Source organism: Paenibacillus sp. FSL R7-0198 (genome assembly GCF_038000415.1).
GTDB lineage: Bacteria > Bacillota > Bacilli > Paenibacillales > Paenibacillaceae > Paenibacillus.
Genome location: NZ_JBBOCB010000001.1, coordinates 5,099,201 through 5,116,908, shown reverse-complemented (window position 1 = coordinate 5,116,908; position 17,708 = coordinate 5,099,201). Strand labels below are relative to the sequence as shown.

Sequence of the window (17,708 nt, the reverse complement as noted above, 5' to 3'; positions counted from 1 at the left end):
TTTATATCGGTTAGTTTTAATCCAGATCGTAGATCGAACCCACCTTCAGACCGTAGAGTTCATTATATATTTTCTCGGCAAATGCATCCGTCATTCCTGCGATATAATCGATCACCATGTGCTCCCAAGTCCAGATCGGCTGGGCTTTGGCTTGATCCTTCTCATACCGCTGCAGCCAGTCGGATGGAATAATGGATTTGGACGTTTCCGGATCGAGGAATGCATCCCATAATCGCTTAATCATCCACTCACTGCGCTTCTGTAGCCGCTGTACACGCAGGTCACGAATCATGGTCACCCAGGCAAAACTCTTGAGCACACTCACCGTACGCAGCATATCAAGGTCTTCAGCCCCTTCACGGACAAAAGTTACCTTCTTCCAGTCGCCGTCGTCAATAACGCCCAGGCTGCCTACAAAAAAGCTCACCCAGTAGGCTTTCACTTCACGACGGGTACGCGAGTAATCATGTTCGCAGAAAGGCATCTTTTCATTCCAGATGCGCAGGAACGAAGCGAGTACCTCTTCTACCTTTTGTCCAATCGCTTCTCGGGTCCATCCGTTCCAGAACAGATCCTCCAGCGTTGTAATTTTATCCACAATCAGTCGATTCACATGCGGATCTTGCAGGAAATGCTCATGTACTTCAATTTTGCCTGCTTTGATGCCATCCTCCAGGTCATGTGAGGAGTACGCAATATCGTCGCAAAGGTCCATCAGCTGTGCTTCCAGCGTCTTCTTGCCTGCCGGCACGTTCCAGCGATCACGGATCTCCCGAATATATTGCCACTCATGATGATACATGCCTTTTTTGCTCTCTGTCCCAGGGTACGGATACTTGTTGATTCCTAGTAATACCGCATCAGACAGGTTTAGTCCGTCGATATCTTCACGCTTCTCCAAGTGCATAATGAGACGGAAGTTATGCGCATTGCCTTCAAAATGCTCGTATTTCCGTTTTAACTCGGCACGGACTTCAGACTCCACCTTGGGAACTTTGGCGCTGCGGCTTTTTTTCATGATTTTCTTAGCCTCGGTGTTAATGAGGTCATCCAGAATGCCATCCAATACTTCTTCACCTTTATGTCCAAACGGCGGGTGACCGAAGTCATGTGCGATTGCAGCGCACTCCACCACTTCTGAATCAATAATAAGGCCGGGGTTGTCCGCACGGTCCCAATCCACCTCGGGGAAACGGCGAATCAGACTGCGGGCAGCCTCGCGTGCAATCTGTGCCACCTCCAGGGAATGGGTCAAACGAGTACGATAATAATCACCCGTTCCTGCGCCAAACACCTGCGATTTGCCCTGTAACCGACGGAAGGTCGGTGAATGAATGAGTCTCGAATAGTCCCGTTCATACGCTGCACGAGATCCATCCAATTTGGTTAATTCGGGATATTGTCTATGTTCTCTCAGATCGTTCCATTGCATGGGGATCACTCCTAGCCGACTGTCTCTATTTTGAGTGATTATACACAACATCTGTGGTTTCGAAAAGTAAAACCTGTCTGCGATTGTCATCTCTTCTTACATCAACTTGTAATGAACAGTCATCTTCTCTTATTATACCCTGCCAGACTATCATCCGTGCATCTAAATGATAATGATTCATATTGAACTCATTATTCACATATGCTCGCTTCATAGCAGAACAACCATAAGTACTTACTGTGCTACCAGGTGGCCGTTCCGGTTACGGATCGTTCTTATGATCGCTGTTATTCCCAAATTTCTTTGATTCCCTTTTAAAAGGGAGAAATTAGGGAATAAAGGCGAACGCTTCGCTTCTTCAGAATCGATTCCGTCCCCTTCACTACTTTTGCTGTCCTTAAAATACATAATGGTATTCACCATTTAGCTCGCTAAAATCGATTGAAAATCAAATTCAATTTAGAATAATATCATCCATCACTAAAATTATAGTCTGCCTTCCCCGCGCCCTCCCCGTTGTGGGTAAAAAAAATAAAACCGACAGGACGGAAATGCCCTGTCGGATGAATGTGGTAGATGCGGCGAAGTAGTTCAACTTCTAGCCTTAATGCTCACACAACTTGACTCTTGAAGCTGCGAGAATTTTGCATCATGGATATTATCGCACGCTTGTACGAAAGATGTTACACCATAACCTTGCAGATATCGTTGGTGAACTCTACTGGATCTTGAATTGGCAGTCCCTCGATCAGCAATGCTTGATGATACAGCAGGCTAGTGTAGAGATTCAGCTTTTCCTGATCTTGCGCGAAAGCATCTTGCAGTGATTTGAAGACATCGTGGTTCACGTTGATTTCCAGCACTTTGTCGGCTTGTACGTTTTCGCTGTTTGGCATAGCTTTCAGGATTTTCTCCATTTCAATCGTCAGCTCACCTTCGGTGGACAAACATACCGGGTGGCTTCTGAGACGTTTGGAAGCTTTAACCGCTTTGACTTTACCCGCCAATTGAGCTTGCATCGCTTCAAAGAGCTCTTTGTTGTCGTTGTCCTGAGCGTCCGTTTCTTCTTTGTCCGCGCTATCTTCGATGCCCAAGTCACCACTGGAGATGGATTTGAATTCTTTCTCCTTGTAGTTCGTGATCATCTTGATTGCAAACTCGTCGATGTCATCGGTAAAGTACAATACTTCGTACCCTTTCTCAAGAACACCCTCGATCTGTGGCAGCTTCTCAATACGGCTAATGGATTCACCGGATGCATAGTAGATGTACTTCTGATCTTCCGGCATTCTGGAGACGTATTCGTCCAGGCTCACAAGTTTGCTCTCTTTGGAAGACGTGAACAACAGCAGATCCTGCAATGTATCCTTATTCACACCATAGTCGCTGTATACGCCATATTTCAACTGACGTCCAAACGCTTGGTAGAACTTCTCGTAGTTCTCACGCTCGTCCTTCAACAGGCTTTGCAGTTGGCTCTTGATTTTGTTCTTAATGTTCTTCGCGATCAGGCTAAGCTGACGGTCATGTTGCAACATCTCACGGGAGATGTTCAGGGACAGGTCTTCGGAATCCACCATACCTTTGACAAATCCGAAGTAATCTGGCAACAGATCCCCACATTTATCCATGATCAGTACACCGTTGGAGTAGAGTTCAAGGCCTTTTTCATACTCTTTCGTATAGTAGTCAAACGGCGTGTTCTCCGGAATAAACAGGATTGCATTGTATACCACTGCGCCATCTGCGCTGATATGCAGGTGTTTGAGCGGTTTGTCAAAACCGTAGCGTTTTTCCATATAGAAGTTATTGTAGTCTTCTTCAGTCAATTCGCTTTTATTTTTACGCCAGATCGGCACCATGCTGTTCACGGTTTGTTCTTCTTGGTATTCCTCGAACTCGTTCTCCGTGCCCTCTTTCGGACGTTGACCCGTTACATCCATCTTGATCGGGTAGCGAATGAAGTCGGAGTATTTCTTGATGATGGATCTCAGGCGGTACTCTTCCAAAAATTCATCATACGAATCTTCTTCGGTATTTTCTTTGATCGTCAGGACGATCTCTGTACCTACGGAATCTTTCTCAGCTGGTGTGATCGTGTAACCGTCCGCGCCTTCGGACTCCCATTTCCAAGCCTCGTCGCTGCCCAGCGTTTTACTTGTTACGGTCAGCTTGTCCGCCACCATAAATGCCGAGTAGAAACCAACCCCGAATTGTCCGATGATGTTGTGGCCGTCTTTTGCTTCATTTTCTTTCTTGAACGCCAGGGAACCACTCTTCGCGATAACCCCCAGGTTGTTCTCCAGCTCTTCCTGCGTCATCCCGATTCCGGTATCCGTCAGTGTGAGCGTGCGGTTTTCTTTATCGATTGTCAGCTTGATGAAGTAGTCCTCTTTGTTGAAAACGAGTGAATCGTCAGTTAGTGCTCTGTAATAAATTTTATCAATGGCGTCACTGGAGTTGGAGATCAATTCTCTCAAAAAGATTTCTCTTTGGGTGTAAATGGAGTTGATCATCATATCCAGCAAACGTTTGGATTCTGCCTGGAATTCTTTTTTAGCCATGAATGGTTGGACTCCTTTCAAATTGGGATATCGAATGATTGAGTTGAAAATAGGAAGTAACTGAGATAATCCTGCGGCCATTAGTAGACTCAAAAACCTTGATCGCTCTAGTCCACAGATATGTGATTCACTCTAATGGCTCATTATAAAAAATAAGTGCATGACGTTCTGCAATATAGCCGTTCCGATTACGAATCGTTTTTCGGATCGCTGTTATCCCCGTATTTCTTTAATTCCCTTTTTAAAAAGGGAGAAATCCGGTGATAAAGGCGAACGCTCTGCTTCCTCCAAATCGATTTCGTCCCCTGCACTATTTTTGCATCTGATCAGCGACTGATTTTTTAGGATAGAGAATATCAATGAAGTGATATCTCTTAAACGCGGAATGCCGCTTCAGGTCTGTTAAGTCCCTTCGGGCTTCGCATGTCCTACTCAGGCTCAATCTCATTTTCAAAAACAAAATCATTCCATATGTAGGCGTATACTAAAGAATCATTTATTAGCACTCTAATGATCGGAGTGCTAAACCCTTCCTTTTATATAACATATGGGAAAATTGGGTGTCAATACGCAGGCGGTTATTTTAACAAAAAGATTGAATACCCCTTCAACTTTTGCACATCACCAATCATTTTAACGTAATCCCACAGGTAAAACAAAAGCCGCCTCGAACCAAAGTTCGAACCGGCATGGGGAAAGACATTTACGATTAGAGTTTGAGCCTTCTACTTTTTCGCCATTTTCGGATCAAGGGTATCGCGTAGTCCATCACCCATCAGGTTGAAGCCGAGAACAGTCAACATGATGGAAACACCAGGGAAGATCAGTGTCCACGGTGCTTTTTGTATAAACTGACGGGAGTCCGACAGCATTTTTCCCCATTCCGGGTCGGGTGGTTGCGCGCCCATGCCCAGAAATCCAAGTGCAGCGGCCTCGATGATCGCCGTCCCAATTCCAAGTGTACCCTGCACGATCAGCGGAGTAAGGCTGTTGGGCAAGATGTGGCGAAACAAGATTCGCCCGTTGCCCGCTCCAAGTGTCCGCGCCGACGTAATGAATTCCTCCTGTCTCAAACTGAGTACCCGTGAACGTACCAATCTTCCGTAGGTCGGGATGTTCACGATGGCGATGGCGAGCAGTGCATTTTGCAACGACGGGCCCAATATCGCCACAATCGCGATGGCCAGTAATATCCCTGGAAAGGCGAGCAAGATATCAAATAAACGCGAGATGAGCATGTCCGCCCATTTTCCATAAAATCCGGCAATCAGACCAAGCAACGTACCCGCAATAATGGAACCAATGACGGAAAAGAAGCCCACCCACAGTGAAATACGCGCTCCATGAAGCACTCTGGAAAATACATCACGCCCCAGATCATCGGTACCAAACCAATGCTCTGCCGAAGGGGCCTGGAGCCGATCCACCAGCACCTGCTCCTTATAATCGTAAGGTGCGATGTATGGCGCGAGGAAGGCCAACAGAATAAAAAATACGATAATGATCAAGCCCGCAAGCGCAAGCCGATTTTTCCGGAATGTTCTCCACGCTTCCCGCCACGGACCGGCTGTGCTCGCTGTTGCAGCTTCAATGGATGGTCCGGTATTGGTCGATAATTTGGCCATGCGGCGTCTCCTTTCCTGGATATGATTGAATGATGAATTCCCTATTTATAACTAATCCGTGGATCAAATACGGCGTAGAGCAAGTCCACAATCAGGTTAATCACCACGAAAAAGAACGCCACGATCAGAATGCCACTCTGGATCACCGGATAGTCCCGCGAACTAATCGCTTCATATATATAACGTCCCACGCCCGGCCAGGCAAAGATCGTTTCGGTCAACACCGCACCCCCGAGCAACGATCCGGTCTGGATACCGATAACCGTGAGCACGGGAATAAACGCATTTTTAAGTGCATGTCCATATACGACAAAAAACGGACCCAGTCCCTTCGCCTTCGCTGTACGAATGTAATCGGAACTCATCACTTCCAGCATGCTGGAACGGGTCATCCGGGCAATAACGGCCATCGGAATTGTACCCAGTGCAACACTTGGCAGAATCAAATGTTTCGTTACGGTCCACAACTGATTCCATTGTCCGGCAATCATCGTATCCAGCACGTACAAGCCCGTAATGGCTTCCACTGGATCACGTGCATTCATGCGTCCAATGGACGGCAGCCACTGTAACTTGTTCGCAAACAGCCATTGTTCCATCAGACCTAGCCAAAAGATCGGCATCGATACCCCCACCAAAGCAATGACCATACAGCAATAATCAAACCAAGAGTTATGCTTCCATGCACTGACAATACCGGCATTCACCCCAATAATGACAGCAAACAACATACTTGCCATCGTTAATTCAAGGGTTGCTGTCAGATAAGGCACAATTTCCTGGGCAATAGGCACCTTGGTGCGGATGGATGTTCCCAGGTCACCTTTGAGTAAATCGCCCAAGTAGGCGAAATATTGCTGGAACCAGGGTTTATCCAGACCGAGCTGGTCACGAAGGGCCTGCTTGGATTGTTCGGTTGCCTTTTGCCCAAGTATGGTCTCAGCCGGGTCACCCGGAATGGCGTGGATGATGGAAAAGACAATCAGAGTCATGCCCAGCAGCACGGGCAGCAACACAAGCACACGTTTGACAATATAGCTGTTCAATCCTGTTCACCTGCCTTCGACATATCGTGCAAAAATAAAAAGCGCCGGCAGACGCGCATGCTTTGGATAGTTACGTCCGGATGTGGGTTCTGCCAAGCATTGCGTCTCACCAGCGCTTTGTAAGAAAGAATAATTAATGCGTTAGGTTCATATTCAGATACAGATACAGTTAGAGATAGAGATAGAGATAGAGATTCAGTTTACCTCTACGTTATTCGAAGTAAGCACCAGCATAAGATTCGCTGCCCAGCGGGGATGGTACGAAACCTTTCAGGTTCGATTTACCCGCCAGAATTGGCGTAGTGTGCACAAGTGGAATCCACGGTGCGTCTTCCTTGATAATCACCTGCGCTTGCTTGTATAACTCTGCACGTTTCTCCTGATCTGTTTCTTTCTGCGCATCCGTCAGCAGCACATGCAACTCTTCGTTAACATAGAAGCTTCGGTTGTTGCCCGGAATGGCGTCTTTGTCCAGCAACGTGTAGAGGAAGTTATCCGGGTCACCGTTATCACCCGTCCAGCCGAGCATGTAGATATCGTCTTTCTCACCGGCTTTGGCATCATCCAGATACGTCGCCCATTCTGGGGATTCAATGTTCGTGGTCACACCAATTTTCTCAAAATCAGCTTGGATTGCTTCCGCTACCTTCTTGCCATCAGGCATGTACGGACGGGATACCGGCATCGCATAGAAAGTTACCGGTTCAGGCAATCCATCAGGGAAGCCAGCTTCGGCCAGTAAAGCTTTTGCTTTTTCCAGATCATATGGGTAATCCTCAATGGTATCGTTGTACCCCCACAGCGTTGGCGGCATCGGGTTCACGGCAGGCTCAGCTTGTCCCGCAAAGAACGCATCAATGAGGGCCTGCTTGTTCACCGCATGATTGAGGGCTTGTCTGACTTTGACATTATCAAAGGGTTTCTTCTTGAAGTTAAAGCCGATATACGCCACGTTGAACGGTGGACGCTCGATCTTCTGCAACTCGCTGTTGCCTTCAAGGATGGACAGATCGTCCGGGTTCAGGTCTTCCATGACATCAATCTCGCCGTTTTGCAGGGCATTGAAGCGAGCGGTGTTATCCGGAATGGAACGCACGATCACTTTGTTCAGCTTCGGCAGTCCTTCTTTCCAGTAATCCACGTTTTTCTCCAGGGTGATGGAGTCGTTACGCTTCCACTCTTTGAATACAAATGGGCCCGTGCCCACAGGCTCGCTCTTGAAGTTTTCTTTTTTCTCCTGAATCGCGGTTGGGCTGGCAATGCCAAATGGCGTCATCGCAATATTTTGCAGGAAAGGCGCTTGTGGCTGGCTCAATGTGAACTCCACCGTAGTCTCGTCCGTCGCCGTCACTTCCTTGATCACACGTCCGTCCTCTGGACCAAACATGGAATCGTAATAATCGAAGGAATCACCCTCGAATTTATATTCACTCGCCGGATCACCCCAGCGGTTGAAGTTGAACACAACAGCCTCCGCATTGAAATCAGTTCCATCATGGAATTTCACACCAGACTTCAGCTTAAACACATACTTGAGTCCATCCGCCGAAATCTCCCAGCTCTCTGCTAGTCCAGGAACGACCTCTGTTCCGCCTTCCTTGTAATCCAGCAATGAATCAAACACCTGATGCCCAATCTTCAGCGACTCTCCATCGGTCACAATTGCCGGGTCGAGCGCAACGGAATCCCCACCACGCCCCATAATCATCGTATCCTGTGCTACCGTTTCGGTTGGAGGGTCGGTTCCTTCCGCCGGAGCAGGCGTAGTCTCTCCACTCTCATTACTGGAGCAACCGGACAACACCAATACGGTGCTCAAAGCCAGAGTCAAAAAACCGGACATCCATTTCTTTCTCATTCGCATACGTACAACACCCTTCCCTGTCTCATAATGTGTGTGATGCTGGCATGAAAGATCTCCAATGTTGGCAATCGGTTTGGTGCTATGTATCATATAAAAGGCTTTAGATGCCTGTGATACCTGAATTAATGTTCTGGGAAAAGTAAGCATGTATATGAAACGTAAAAAACTTATGGGAGAAAGATGAATAATGGATATAAGTAAAAGTCAGATCATCATGCACATGGATTAAGGATATGGACGATTACTTTTATAGAAAAAGAAAAAGGTTCAACAACGTATCTTGTGAGATGAGTCTATGAAATTAAATGAGATTGTTGCGATTTATTTGAACTAAGGTCAATAAGCAACAGCACATGGTTACGGACCGGTAAGAGCAAGTTCAAGTCAGTAGATTCGAAATACAGTTGGGCATATGGATACTACGCTGCTGGGTACGAATAAAGTCTGTTCCTTGACCGTGTCGTCTTGAGCATAGCGTGTGGGAATCGAATGAAGTATCGTTCGTTTACCATACGGATGAAAGAAACTCAACATAGGCTAGGTTGTTAGCTGTGTAAGTTGTTTATTAGAGTGGTTTTCTCTTGCAGATTGGATGTGTAAAATGTATGAACGAGTCATCTTGAGATGTTGGATTGTACAACAGGGAGACATTACAATAACTTCATATGTTATGGTTTTGTCATGATGAGGAGGATTGTGTAAATAAACTGTGGTGAAAAACAATTTCGTGTAACTTACTTTACATCACATTAATCAATTAGACAAGAGATTTACAGACATAAGTCTTCAACTTTATTATATGCGTTAATATTACTTACACAAAACACAAAAAAGGAACACAGTTCGACAAAAAACGTCTCGTGTTCCTTCTCCACTCAATCCACATTCAGATAAGATCAACATTTTAATTGGCTAAGAATCAGCTCACTTTTTAAACAAACCTCTGCGATGCATCACGGTAATAAAACGGTAAAAATCATAACTCGCCCCATTATCGATGCTGAACAATGGATTTTTGGTGTCATATGCTAGTGCTGCATCCACAGCTGCTTTTGCCCATACTGGAACTTCCATTTGCTGACGCGCCTGCAGTTTATCGACCTGGGATTTGAGCGCATCAAACGCTGCTTTCTCTTCGGCTGTCATCGGTTCGCCCCCTTTCGGTGGTACGGTTGGTGGATTCGGATTACTTGGATTCGTTGGATTGGATGGCTCCGGTGGTTTCGGAGTGGCAGCTGCGTACCTTGCTCTGAGCTGTGCCGCTGTTCCCTCGAATTCATTCATATCCACGTTGCCACTAATGCCATTCACCTTGCCTGAATCCGTATACTGCCAGAACGTCCAACGCTTCCATGCCGGCTGGTCATCCGGTACACGGGTGTTGCTGTAACGCGCGATCCACAGATCGTATGAGCTGAGTGATGTGTCAAAATTCCCGGCAAAAGAATTGCCCGTGTATATAATCGGTTTTACACCTGTGAGGCGTTGTAGTTCGGTTAAAAAAGCTTTGGCAACCGTATTCATCTGCGCTTTGCTCAGGTTGCCGGGGTTGTTCTCGTAGTCCATGACGGGTGGCAGCTGTAACGCTTTGGCGCCTCCAACTTTGTTAAGTGTATTGGCATAATGTACCGCTTCTGCCTTGGCACCATCGGTCGATGTCGCACGGAAGAAGTGATAGGTTCCGACCAGCATGCCCGCTGCCAGTGCGCCTGTTACATTTTTCTGATAATTGGGATCGGTATATGTCTGTCCCTCGGTTGCCTTGATGAACACAAATGTCATGCCACTTGCCTTCACTTTCGCCCAGTCAATATTGCCCTGATACCGGGAGACGTCAATGCCCTGTGTGTTGCCCGAACTTCTCGTTTGCATGTTTCTCACACCCTTTATGCGGCAATTTGCCGTTTGTATCAGCATTTTACATCATTCGATTCAAGCGTTCCCGGGTACAAGTATAGACAGACTAAAGCATTCTGATCTATACATTGCTGATTGGATGTCACTCTCTGGATTGATGCAAAATGCTCCTATAGTTAATGCGGTTGGATCAGGGGTTGCTTGTGTGCGTGTCCCTGATGTGTTTGAGTTATGTGTAGTTTCAAGTGCTAGCTTGCTATAGTCGCATTACTTCTTACTATCTCCAGCCTGTGAATCGATGTCATCCGGGTCTGCCTGTGAAAAAGAGTCTTTGGCACTTGGGGAGAAGTTACCGGGGAGTTCCCCTGTCCCCCCTTTACCCTTGAGCACTTCAATGGCTTGCCGAATCACCGGCGGAATGGGTGCGCCCAACTTGCCCCCGTTTTCGATAATGGACAACAACTCATTTGCGATATAAAAAAAGGCGACCGCATCCCTGAACAAATGTCCGTCTCCCAGAACACCGTCCACCAGATGAGCCACCGATACCATTGCAAATATAAATACCTTCCGCGCAATGCCGAACATGCCAACGTTACTTTCTAACTTGCCACTCATACCCGCTGCCGCGATACCAGTTAGGTAGTCGAGGATGACGAATACGAGCAATACGCCCAGCACGCCTGACCAACCTCCGAAGAAGTAGGTTACCGAGCTGCTCATGAGTGCAATTCCCCATTTCCATAGGGTATCCCATCGTTCCATGGTTTCACCTCCTTTAATTTTGTAATATCAGATGCTCCAGAAGGCATAAAAATAGCGCTCCATATTTGGAACACTTATTAAGTGATTTTTCCGTTTTGGTCCATATCTCCAACTCGCAGAGCTTCCGCCACTTTATCACGGCTTTGAACTGGTACAGACTCCAACTTGATCATTCCTTAATGAACCATCATTACCTATATAGCTAACATAGTCTCACCTCCCATCATGAATGCTACAGCCCATCAAATCCAGCAGCCAAGCAAGTTTATTCCGCATTAGGCATCTAACTAAGCAGCAACATGTGTAATCCCATGAGCGCCTATTTATTCGTGTTGTTTTCTTCCCGCAATCGCTGATTTTCTGCCGCCAATTCGGCAATTTGAGACGTTAATGAAATGGCAGGCGGTTGTGGTTCTTCATCGGGTTTTAGCGGGTAGTCAAAGAGTGGTTCCAATGTTTCCAAATCAACGCGTGTAATCATACCGCCCTCGGCACGGTCAAACATGATTCGCCATGTTCAAGCTGAATCATACCCATGCTATCGGGAACTTTATCGTCCAACGCTTTATACAACTTGAAATCCTGCTCCCGTGTCGTTTCGACGACGATCCCGGCGCTCTCTGGCGTAATCACGATTACGTTCCCGAATTGCAAGTCGCAGTAGACCTTCATACCGATTTTATTTTTCGGCTCTTGTTCGTTCATTTTTCCACTACCTTTCGTGTTTTTGATATGGAAAAAATGAGTATGCGGTATGAGCTTTCACGGCTCACAACGTCACACCCTTTCCCCCTTGTTTATCTCTCTATGATCACCCAAAAGCTTCCCAAACTACAGAGGAAAAAACCAATCCCTCTTAAGTGAAGTAGGTTTCTAACAAGGCACTATCAATCCACATACCGCCACCAGTAGCCGTGGTGGATGTACCTCTCATGTACAATCCAAAGGGCATGTTCAAGTTCAAGCCACTGGCCGCAAAATCTATCGTAGATAAGTTAGAAAAAACATACCCATCACTTTGTGAATTGATGGTGATTCCATTCATCTTCCCTTTCACAAAATCGACCATGAGCATAGACAAGCGATTAGGGTAAGGATGTACGTTCAACACAACTCCGCTATTCACGGAACCTGTTGTATTTCTTAATACTAATTGAGGCGTAGCATATACACTATCAAAACTCATGATAGGACCCAATTTCGAAAATGCGTTAAACATGCGAATCCCTAAAGGAATATCGAATAAGAAGACATCTCTTTTTGAGTTTGGAGATATTATGGTATACGGAACAGAAATTGTTCGCTCATTGATCGTAGCGGGAAATACCTTCGGCCCGTCAATCAAGTAATTGTCCAGCAAGTAATTATCAATTAACGGCATTTACTGCACCGCCTTTTCTAAAATCAACGTCACCCAACTATTTGTTCCAGTTGAAATAAAGTTGGTCGGCCTTCCCTTAGGTAAGAATACCTTAGGCAACGGAACAATAAGCGTGTCTCTTGCTTTAATGACTTTCTTACTTATCAAATACCAACCAGTATTCATAGACACCTCCGAGGATACGCTTCCGTGTCCATTACAAATGATAATAGAGCGAATGATAGAATCAAAGTCATTTGAAGGAATAGAGTCTGCACTGGTCGCTGTTACCTTTACGAAAGGATATCCTGCCGGTTCATAATTTCGTTCGAATCCAGTTAAAAATATGGACAATCCAGAAATGTTAGATGATATATAAATTTCTTCTCCTTGAATTATTGGAATATCTAATTCGGAAAGAACTAAAGTAGCGCCAGGCTTTATCACATGGTTTTGAGCGATACGAGATCCGCCGATAGTCAAAGTAAATAACGCGTCAGACGCACTGTAGTTGCAAATAATAGCTGACTTAACCACAGCATACTTATTCGTTGGGACGGTATATACCTTCGAAGACGTAGTAGGTACGTTACCTTCGAATAAATTTTTGATTGTATCTGCCATTATTCAATCGGCCCCCAAACGTTTCGTTTATTTTGTTGTTGCAGCAAAGTACGAACAGCCTCGTTAACCGCGGTCTCAACCACTGACACCGCCCCCGCGTTTTGACGCATGAGATCGTTCATATCCGTAAGCAATGCCTTTTCATTTTCGGCTATTGATCCGACGAATTGAGCAACCGGAGACGTGTCCAGCATAAAGTAAGTTACCGTGTACGTGGCTGACGGATCAAACGCATCTTTCACCAGATTCGCTCTTGCTGTTCCGTAAGCATCCATCACGTTTCTACCAATAGCCCATCGATCATCTTTAGCACCATTTTTATAAATCGCGAGAATATTCCTTGCTTTAGTTTTAAGCAATGAGTGCGGAACAGATGTATAGTTAATCTCACGTCTACCGACAATATTTACCGTATTTTCTGAGGCCGGCGTATATTCACGCAGCATGATGCCCGTGTCGACTTCAACTTGGTTATTACCTTCAACTAACGTCAATTTTCCTTCTGACGTGATTGCTTCGACAGTTGGCGTTGCAAGTTGATATACAAGCTGGTATGACGAAATTGTCCCATCTTTAATAGAGGGAGAACTCTCGTTTACTGGTACTGATGTTCTTAAATGTGCCCATGTGCTATTCCAGTTAGCTGGAGGTGAATATCCTATCGGCGTCCATGTTTTTTGAGCCGCGTTTGTCGGATCATTGTAAGCGCTGGCACTCATGTTACGCATTGTCCATCCCATGAAATATGCATACCGCTCTTCGACTGTTGGCGTGTATGAGTCTCCCCATCCACTGTCTGAGTTAGAAACGCTTATAGCAAAATTACTATTCATCCTATCAACTGCCCATCCATCTGCACTTGCTTCGTGTTGTCCCCAAGTTAAGATTTTCCCATTGTATTTAACAGCAACTGCTTCCCCTACAGAATCATAGTTATAATCGATTCCTGGTAATTTAGGATAGAGTGTTTTATATCCTGCTTTATTGCCAACTATTGAAGATGTAAGCTTGCTTCCATCCAAGACAACATTTTGCCACTTCTTTAATTTGAAATATTGACCGTCCTTCTCGAAAACTTCATCAGCATTAGTCTCGGTCAATGGATCAGCGTATAGATCCGTTTGCAATGCGAGCATAGCGTCTTCGCGTGGTTTAAATGGTTTTGGCATGTTGCCGAGCGTCAGCATTGGGTTAATGATTGTGTCAGCGCGGTCTCCCGTGCCGTTGACATAAACAGAAATTTGCGTAAAATTACCGCTATTGAACGTTCCGCCATTGTTACTGTAATTAAGTAGTAACGTCTGCTCGTCAACAGAAAAAACAGCTAACATACCCTTACCTTTTAAAGTTGAGAAAGATAAATGATAATCTGTTTGTGGACAGATAGTGACAAGGATGCGTGTCCATGGATCTGTAGATTCTGATGTTTGTTCATACACATATGGGCTGATTATCTTGGAATTTTTGGTAATTAACGCAGCTTCATAAAATGAAGGCAACAAGTTCTCTCCATAACGAATTACGTATGGATTCCGCACAGGTTGAACGCTATCGACGTATGGATATTTATCTGCTACCTGTTCCGGAGTCATGCTGTTCAATGCTGCGTATTCTGCTGCACTGACTTCGTAAAGGCGCACATTGTCCGCATTGAATACTTGCCCAGATTCCCCACCACCTACAACTGCAATCGCATGGGTTGAGGCTGTCGCCGTAAACCTAGCGAATGAGGTCCCAAACGTAGTTCCTGTTATTACATTCCCGTTAACTACAGTGGATATCGATACGAATGCGCTGCTAGTCGATACGTTTTTAACATCCGCTATCAGTATATATGTCTTACCGACTGACGTAGACACTGTCTTGCTTATGTTGCTGTTAGTGGAGGCCAGGGTTACTTTTAATGAACTCATACTACCTTGGGTATATACCGTAGTATCTAAAGTTGCTGACGCAGCGCCTATACCCCAGTTACTATATCCCTCAAAGCCTCCATCACGCCCCAACAAATTCACGAGCGTACGGCCCTTCAAACCTTCCAACTTAAATGCCGAGGCACGTTCAGCATTAATAACTTGCAACCCTGGCTCCAGTGTCACCAATCTTCGCTTCTCTATATCCAACCGTTCTTGAATACTACTCACCTGTGCCGCGGTTTCCTCAGCCTTTTCTTCCACTTGGCCTACACCCTCATCAACCTTCTCCCAGTTCTGATCCAAATACTTGTCCAGATCAAAATAGGTCGTCGATGGCGAGGAACGGTCAATCTTATTCAACCCCAAATTTGGTGTTTTTGGTTCATTCATTTATGCTCCACCTCCTGCAAATTTATCCTGTCGGGTCTGTTCAATCTCATCCAGCGGCATGCTTTCAACTTCCGAAATCGTCAAATACCGTAGACGGTATTCCACGGTCATATGTGCCGGTTTAATATCCTCAATCGCCGCCTTCAGATCGTCCAGATTGGGCGGCAAGCCCCATGTATCAATGAAGCGAATTCGGATCAAGTACTCCTCAGGCGAAACGGATACATCAATCCCGCCACTTTCGTAGGCCTGCGCCACGTTCTTGAGCATGGAGCCAGAGACTTTGCCGCTGCCGCGCATTTTGGAAATGATTACGGATCTCCGCTGGTCGTCTGGCTTGGCTTGATTTGTCGGAATCTGCAAATCCCGCTCATAACGTTCCAATGCCCAGGTCGCAGACTCCGGGTAGAATTGATCCAGCACACTTTCCAAACCTACCGTAAGCTTGTCCAGCTCAACACCTTCGGTCTCCGTAAGAAGCTGCATCTCCAGCACATTTTCATACAATGGGGGCAAAAGATTCATTAATGCCTCTGCTTTACTCATGTCACCTTCACCGTCCCAAGAACAGCTACTGCGCCGGGGGCGATCTCCAGATTGGACATACCACCGTTCACCAGCAGATCGCTATAATCGATCACGGGCGGAATATCTAGAATGACATTGGCAATACGTGTCCAACGAACCAAAGGATCTGCAAACGCCAGTTCTTTCAGATACGCCGTAACTCCCGTTTCAATCAGTGTCTTCACGCCCTCGTACGTTGAACCGGAAGCAAGCGTGACTTGTACCTCCACATCAATAGGTACCTCTTCCGCCCCCACCACTGTGACCACGGGTCCAATTGGAGCTGCGCCTTCGCCCATTCCATCCTGGGATGGATCGATATATTCCTGCACTGCCTCAATAACCGCATCAGCAGGTGTTTTCATTTCATTATTCAGCAATGCCACCTTGACTGTACCTGGCCCGTCCCACAGTGGAAAAGCCTTTGCTTTTCCAACCCCGGAGTTTTCCCGTGCCCATAGCTCATACTGATATTTGTTGGCACTCGTGACCGGACGGGAAACTTTATCCTGATAACGATCATATAAGGCCTCATCCGTTTCTTCGTCTTCGCCAGGAACCAGCAAATTTGTCAATTCAGCTGTCGTCAGGCCAGCAATATAATCGATGGGCAGCAGTGCCCCCGTATATTCATTACCTTCCGCTCCCGCGACCTCACATTCCAACACATATCCCCCTGCCGCGATGCGCTCTATAACAACATACACCCGATCACCCGTGGAAAAACGACTCTTTAAAGGAACCTCAACAGGCTTACCTTCGTTATCCCGAAAACTCCCAACCCAACGTGCCTTCGTGGCCGCTTTCCGACTAATGCCAGACCAAGCCACCGCGCGATCCAGATACTCCCCAGAAGCTGTATCTGCAAACTTCAGGTTGGCGTTCACATCCAGCTCGATATACATCTGAGCCATTTCCACAGCCGCTGGCGCAAGCGCATCATAGATAATGCTGCCTTCACGTTTATCCACACCATCCGGCACTCTGTCCAGCATTCGGTTTAAAATGACTTCAAACGTCTGCGCTTCATACATCCATGTTCACCTCCGTCTCCTCCCTGAAGCTGCCAAAATCTGTTTCCACGGTAAAAGACACCCGTACCCCATCCGCCTCGTGGAAAAAATCGAACTCGGTTACATCCGAAATGCGATCATCCGGAAGCAACGCTTCGCGAATCCAGCGTTCCAGTTCCGATTCAACCATGGATCGCCCGGCCATTCCTTCCCAGGACCATTCCATGCCGTAATCCGAAGAATAGATTAGATACTCGTAGCGGCGTGTGGACAACGCTTTATACACCGCCTGTTTTACCGCATCTTTTCCATCCAGTTGCAGCCTTCCAATTCGTTGTCCTGAAGCTTGAAACACATACGTCAGACTTGGAAGCACAGCAGCCTCTTCCTGATCTTCTGCGCTAATCTGCGCACCCTGTGGAATCATGGATTCACCAGCCGATCCAGCACGACAAAGCTGTCCCCACCTTGAACACGTAATAACAAAACATGGTCACCCACGGTCCAAGCTTTGTTCACTACGGATTCCGGCAGTACCAGAAAAGGCTCAGCCAATGCCAACCGTTGTTCAACGGTAATCTCCAGAGGCTGGGTGTTTGTCACGCTTCCGTACATTATCTGAACGGGAGACTTGGCATCTACAGCGGCCACCGCCGCCTTTTTAATCACGTCCAGCATCATTATC

General features: G+C 46.4%; 16 protein-coding genes. All 16 read right to left on the bottom strand.

Going from position 1 to position 17,708, the window contains the following annotated elements; translation table 11 throughout:
- Nucleotides 1-16: 16 nt before the first annotated feature.
- The 16 genes from MKY87_RS22180 to MKY87_RS22105 all read right to left on the bottom strand — a co-directional run bounded on the left by MKY87_RS22180 (nt 17) and on the right by MKY87_RS22105 (nt 17,704).
- The gene (locus tag MKY87_RS22180; RefSeq protein WP_076209597.1) at nt 17-1,432 is read right to left on the bottom strand and encodes a deoxyguanosinetriphosphate triphosphohydrolase family protein; all 1,416 of its coding nucleotides are present in this window, start codon (nt 1,430-1,432) and stop codon (nt 17-19) included.
- 683 nt (nt 1,433-2,115) lie between these two features.
- Nucleotides 2,116-3,996 carry a molecular chaperone HtpG gene (gene htpG / locus MKY87_RS22175; protein ID WP_340966230.1) on the bottom strand — a complete coding sequence of 627 codons (1,881 nt, stop codon included), beginning with the start codon at nt 3,994-3,996 and terminating at the stop codon, nt 2,116-2,118.
- 725 nt (nt 3,997-4,721) lie between these two features.
- Entirely contained in the window at nt 4,722-5,621 is a 900-nt protein-coding gene (gene nikC, locus MKY87_RS22170; protein ID WP_145146408.1) for a nickel transporter permease, read from the bottom strand.
- 41 nt (nt 5,622-5,662) lie between these two features.
- The gene (locus MKY87_RS22165) at nt 5,663-6,667 is read right to left on the bottom strand and encodes an ABC transporter permease (protein ID WP_017690144.1); all 1,005 of its coding nucleotides are present in this window, start codon (nt 6,665-6,667) and stop codon (nt 5,663-5,665) included.
- A 211-nt stretch (nt 6,668-6,878) separates the two neighbouring features.
- Nucleotides 6,879-8,525 (bottom strand): ABC transporter substrate-binding protein, encoded by a 1,647-nt coding sequence (locus MKY87_RS22160; RefSeq protein WP_340966227.1) that lies wholly within the window; start codon nt 8,523-8,525, stop codon nt 6,879-6,881.
- Between the two features lie 930 nt (nt 8,526-9,455).
- Nucleotides 9,456-10,403, bottom strand: a complete 948-nt coding sequence (locus MKY87_RS22155; protein WP_133386700.1) for a glycoside hydrolase family 25 protein — start codon at nt 10,401-10,403, stop codon at nt 9,456-9,458.
- 252 nt (nt 10,404-10,655) lie between these two features.
- Nucleotides 10,656-11,153 carry a phage holin family protein gene (locus MKY87_RS22150; RefSeq protein WP_221819101.1) on the bottom strand — a complete coding sequence of 166 codons (498 nt, stop codon included), beginning with the start codon at nt 11,151-11,153 and terminating at the stop codon, nt 10,656-10,658.
- Between the two features lie 319 nt (nt 11,154-11,472).
- On the bottom strand, nt 11,473-11,634 hold the full coding sequence (locus MKY87_RS22145; protein ID WP_162158977.1) for a hypothetical protein: 162 nt from the start codon (nt 11,632-11,634) through the stop codon (nt 11,473-11,475).
- Nucleotides 11,631-11,858, bottom strand: a complete 228-nt coding sequence (locus MKY87_RS22140; protein WP_340966224.1) for a hypothetical protein — start codon at nt 11,856-11,858, stop codon at nt 11,631-11,633. The genes MKY87_RS22145 and MKY87_RS22140 overlap by 4 nt, the downstream gene beginning before the upstream one ends.
- 151 nt (nt 11,859-12,009) lie before the next feature.
- Entirely contained in the window at nt 12,010-12,534 is a 525-nt protein-coding gene (locus tag MKY87_RS22135; RefSeq protein ID WP_036611373.1) for a hypothetical protein, read from the bottom strand.
- Entirely contained in the window at nt 12,535-13,137 is a 603-nt protein-coding gene (locus tag MKY87_RS22130) for a hypothetical protein (RefSeq protein ID WP_036611375.1), read from the bottom strand. It lies immediately after the preceding gene.
- Nucleotides 13,137-15,443, bottom strand: a complete 2,307-nt coding sequence (locus MKY87_RS22125) for a hypothetical protein (RefSeq protein WP_340966219.1) — start codon at nt 15,441-15,443, stop codon at nt 13,137-13,139. The genes MKY87_RS22130 and MKY87_RS22125 overlap by 1 nt, the downstream gene beginning before the upstream one ends.
- Nucleotides 15,444-15,989, bottom strand: a complete 546-nt coding sequence (locus tag MKY87_RS22120) for a putative phage tail protein (protein ID WP_340966218.1) — start codon at nt 15,987-15,989, stop codon at nt 15,444-15,446.
- Nucleotides 15,986-17,044, bottom strand: coding sequence for a baseplate J/gp47 family protein (locus tag MKY87_RS22115; RefSeq protein ID WP_340966216.1), 1,059 nt, complete (start codon nt 17,042-17,044; stop codon nt 15,986-15,988). The genes MKY87_RS22120 and MKY87_RS22115 overlap by 4 nt, the downstream gene beginning before the upstream one ends.
- Nucleotides 17,037-17,450, bottom strand: a complete 414-nt coding sequence (locus MKY87_RS22110) for a DUF2634 domain-containing protein (RefSeq protein ID WP_340966214.1) — start codon at nt 17,448-17,450, stop codon at nt 17,037-17,039. The genes MKY87_RS22115 and MKY87_RS22110 overlap by 8 nt, the downstream gene beginning before the upstream one ends.
- On the bottom strand, nt 17,447-17,704 hold the full coding sequence (locus MKY87_RS22105) for a DUF2577 family protein (RefSeq protein WP_051447218.1): 258 nt from the start codon (nt 17,702-17,704) through the stop codon (nt 17,447-17,449). Before MKY87_RS22105 ends, MKY87_RS22110 begins: the two co-directional genes overlap by 4 nt.
- Nucleotides 17,705-17,708 lie beyond the last annotated feature (4 nt).

Coding starts and splice junctions, on each gene's coding strand:
- MKY87_RS22145 (WP_162158977.1), bottom strand. CDS start 11,634: ATGATTACACGCGTTGATTTGGAAACATTGGAACCACTCTTTGACTAC.
- nikC (WP_145146408.1), bottom strand. CDS start 5,621: ATGGCCAAATTATCGACCAATACCGGACCATCCATTGAAGCTGCAACA.
- MKY87_RS22180 (WP_076209597.1), bottom strand. CDS start 1,432: ATGCAATGGAACGATCTGAGAGAACATAGACAATATCCCGAATTAACC.
- MKY87_RS22140 (WP_340966224.1), bottom strand. CDS start 11,858: ATGAACGAACAAGAGCCGAAAAATAAAATCGGTATGAAGGTCTACTGC.
- MKY87_RS22115 (WP_340966216.1), bottom strand. CDS start 17,044: ATGTATGAAGCGCAGACGTTTGAAGTCATTTTAAACCGAATGCTGGAC.
- MKY87_RS22130 (WP_036611375.1), bottom strand. CDS start 13,137: ATGGCAGATACAATCAAAAATTTATTCGAAGGTAACGTACCTACTACG.
- htpG (WP_340966230.1), bottom strand. CDS start 3,996: ATGGCTAAAAAAGAATTCCAGGCAGAATCCAAACGTTTGCTGGATATG.
- MKY87_RS22150 (WP_221819101.1), bottom strand. CDS start 11,153: ATGGAACGATGGGATACCCTATGGAAATGGGGAATTGCACTCATGAGC.
- MKY87_RS22125 (WP_340966219.1), bottom strand. CDS start 15,443: ATGAATGAACCAAAAACACCAAATTTGGGGTTGAATAAGATTGACCGT.
- MKY87_RS22135 (WP_036611373.1), bottom strand. CDS start 12,534: ATGCCGTTAATTGATAATTACTTGCTGGACAATTACTTGATTGACGGG.
- MKY87_RS22110 (WP_340966214.1), bottom strand. CDS start 17,450: ATGATTCCACAGGGTGCGCAGATTAGCGCAGAAGATCAGGAAGAGGCT.
- MKY87_RS22160 (WP_340966227.1), bottom strand. CDS start 8,525: ATGAGAAAGAAATGGATGTCCGGTTTTTTGACTCTGGCTTTGAGCACC.
- MKY87_RS22105 (WP_051447218.1), bottom strand. CDS start 17,704: ATGATGCTGGACGTGATTAAAAAGGCGGCGGTGGCCGCTGTAGATGCC.
- MKY87_RS22120 (WP_340966218.1), bottom strand. CDS start 15,989: ATGAGTAAAGCAGAGGCATTAATGAATCTTTTGCCCCCATTGTATGAA.
- MKY87_RS22155 (WP_133386700.1), bottom strand. CDS start 10,403: ATGCAAACGAGAAGTTCGGGCAACACACAGGGCATTGACGTCTCCCGG.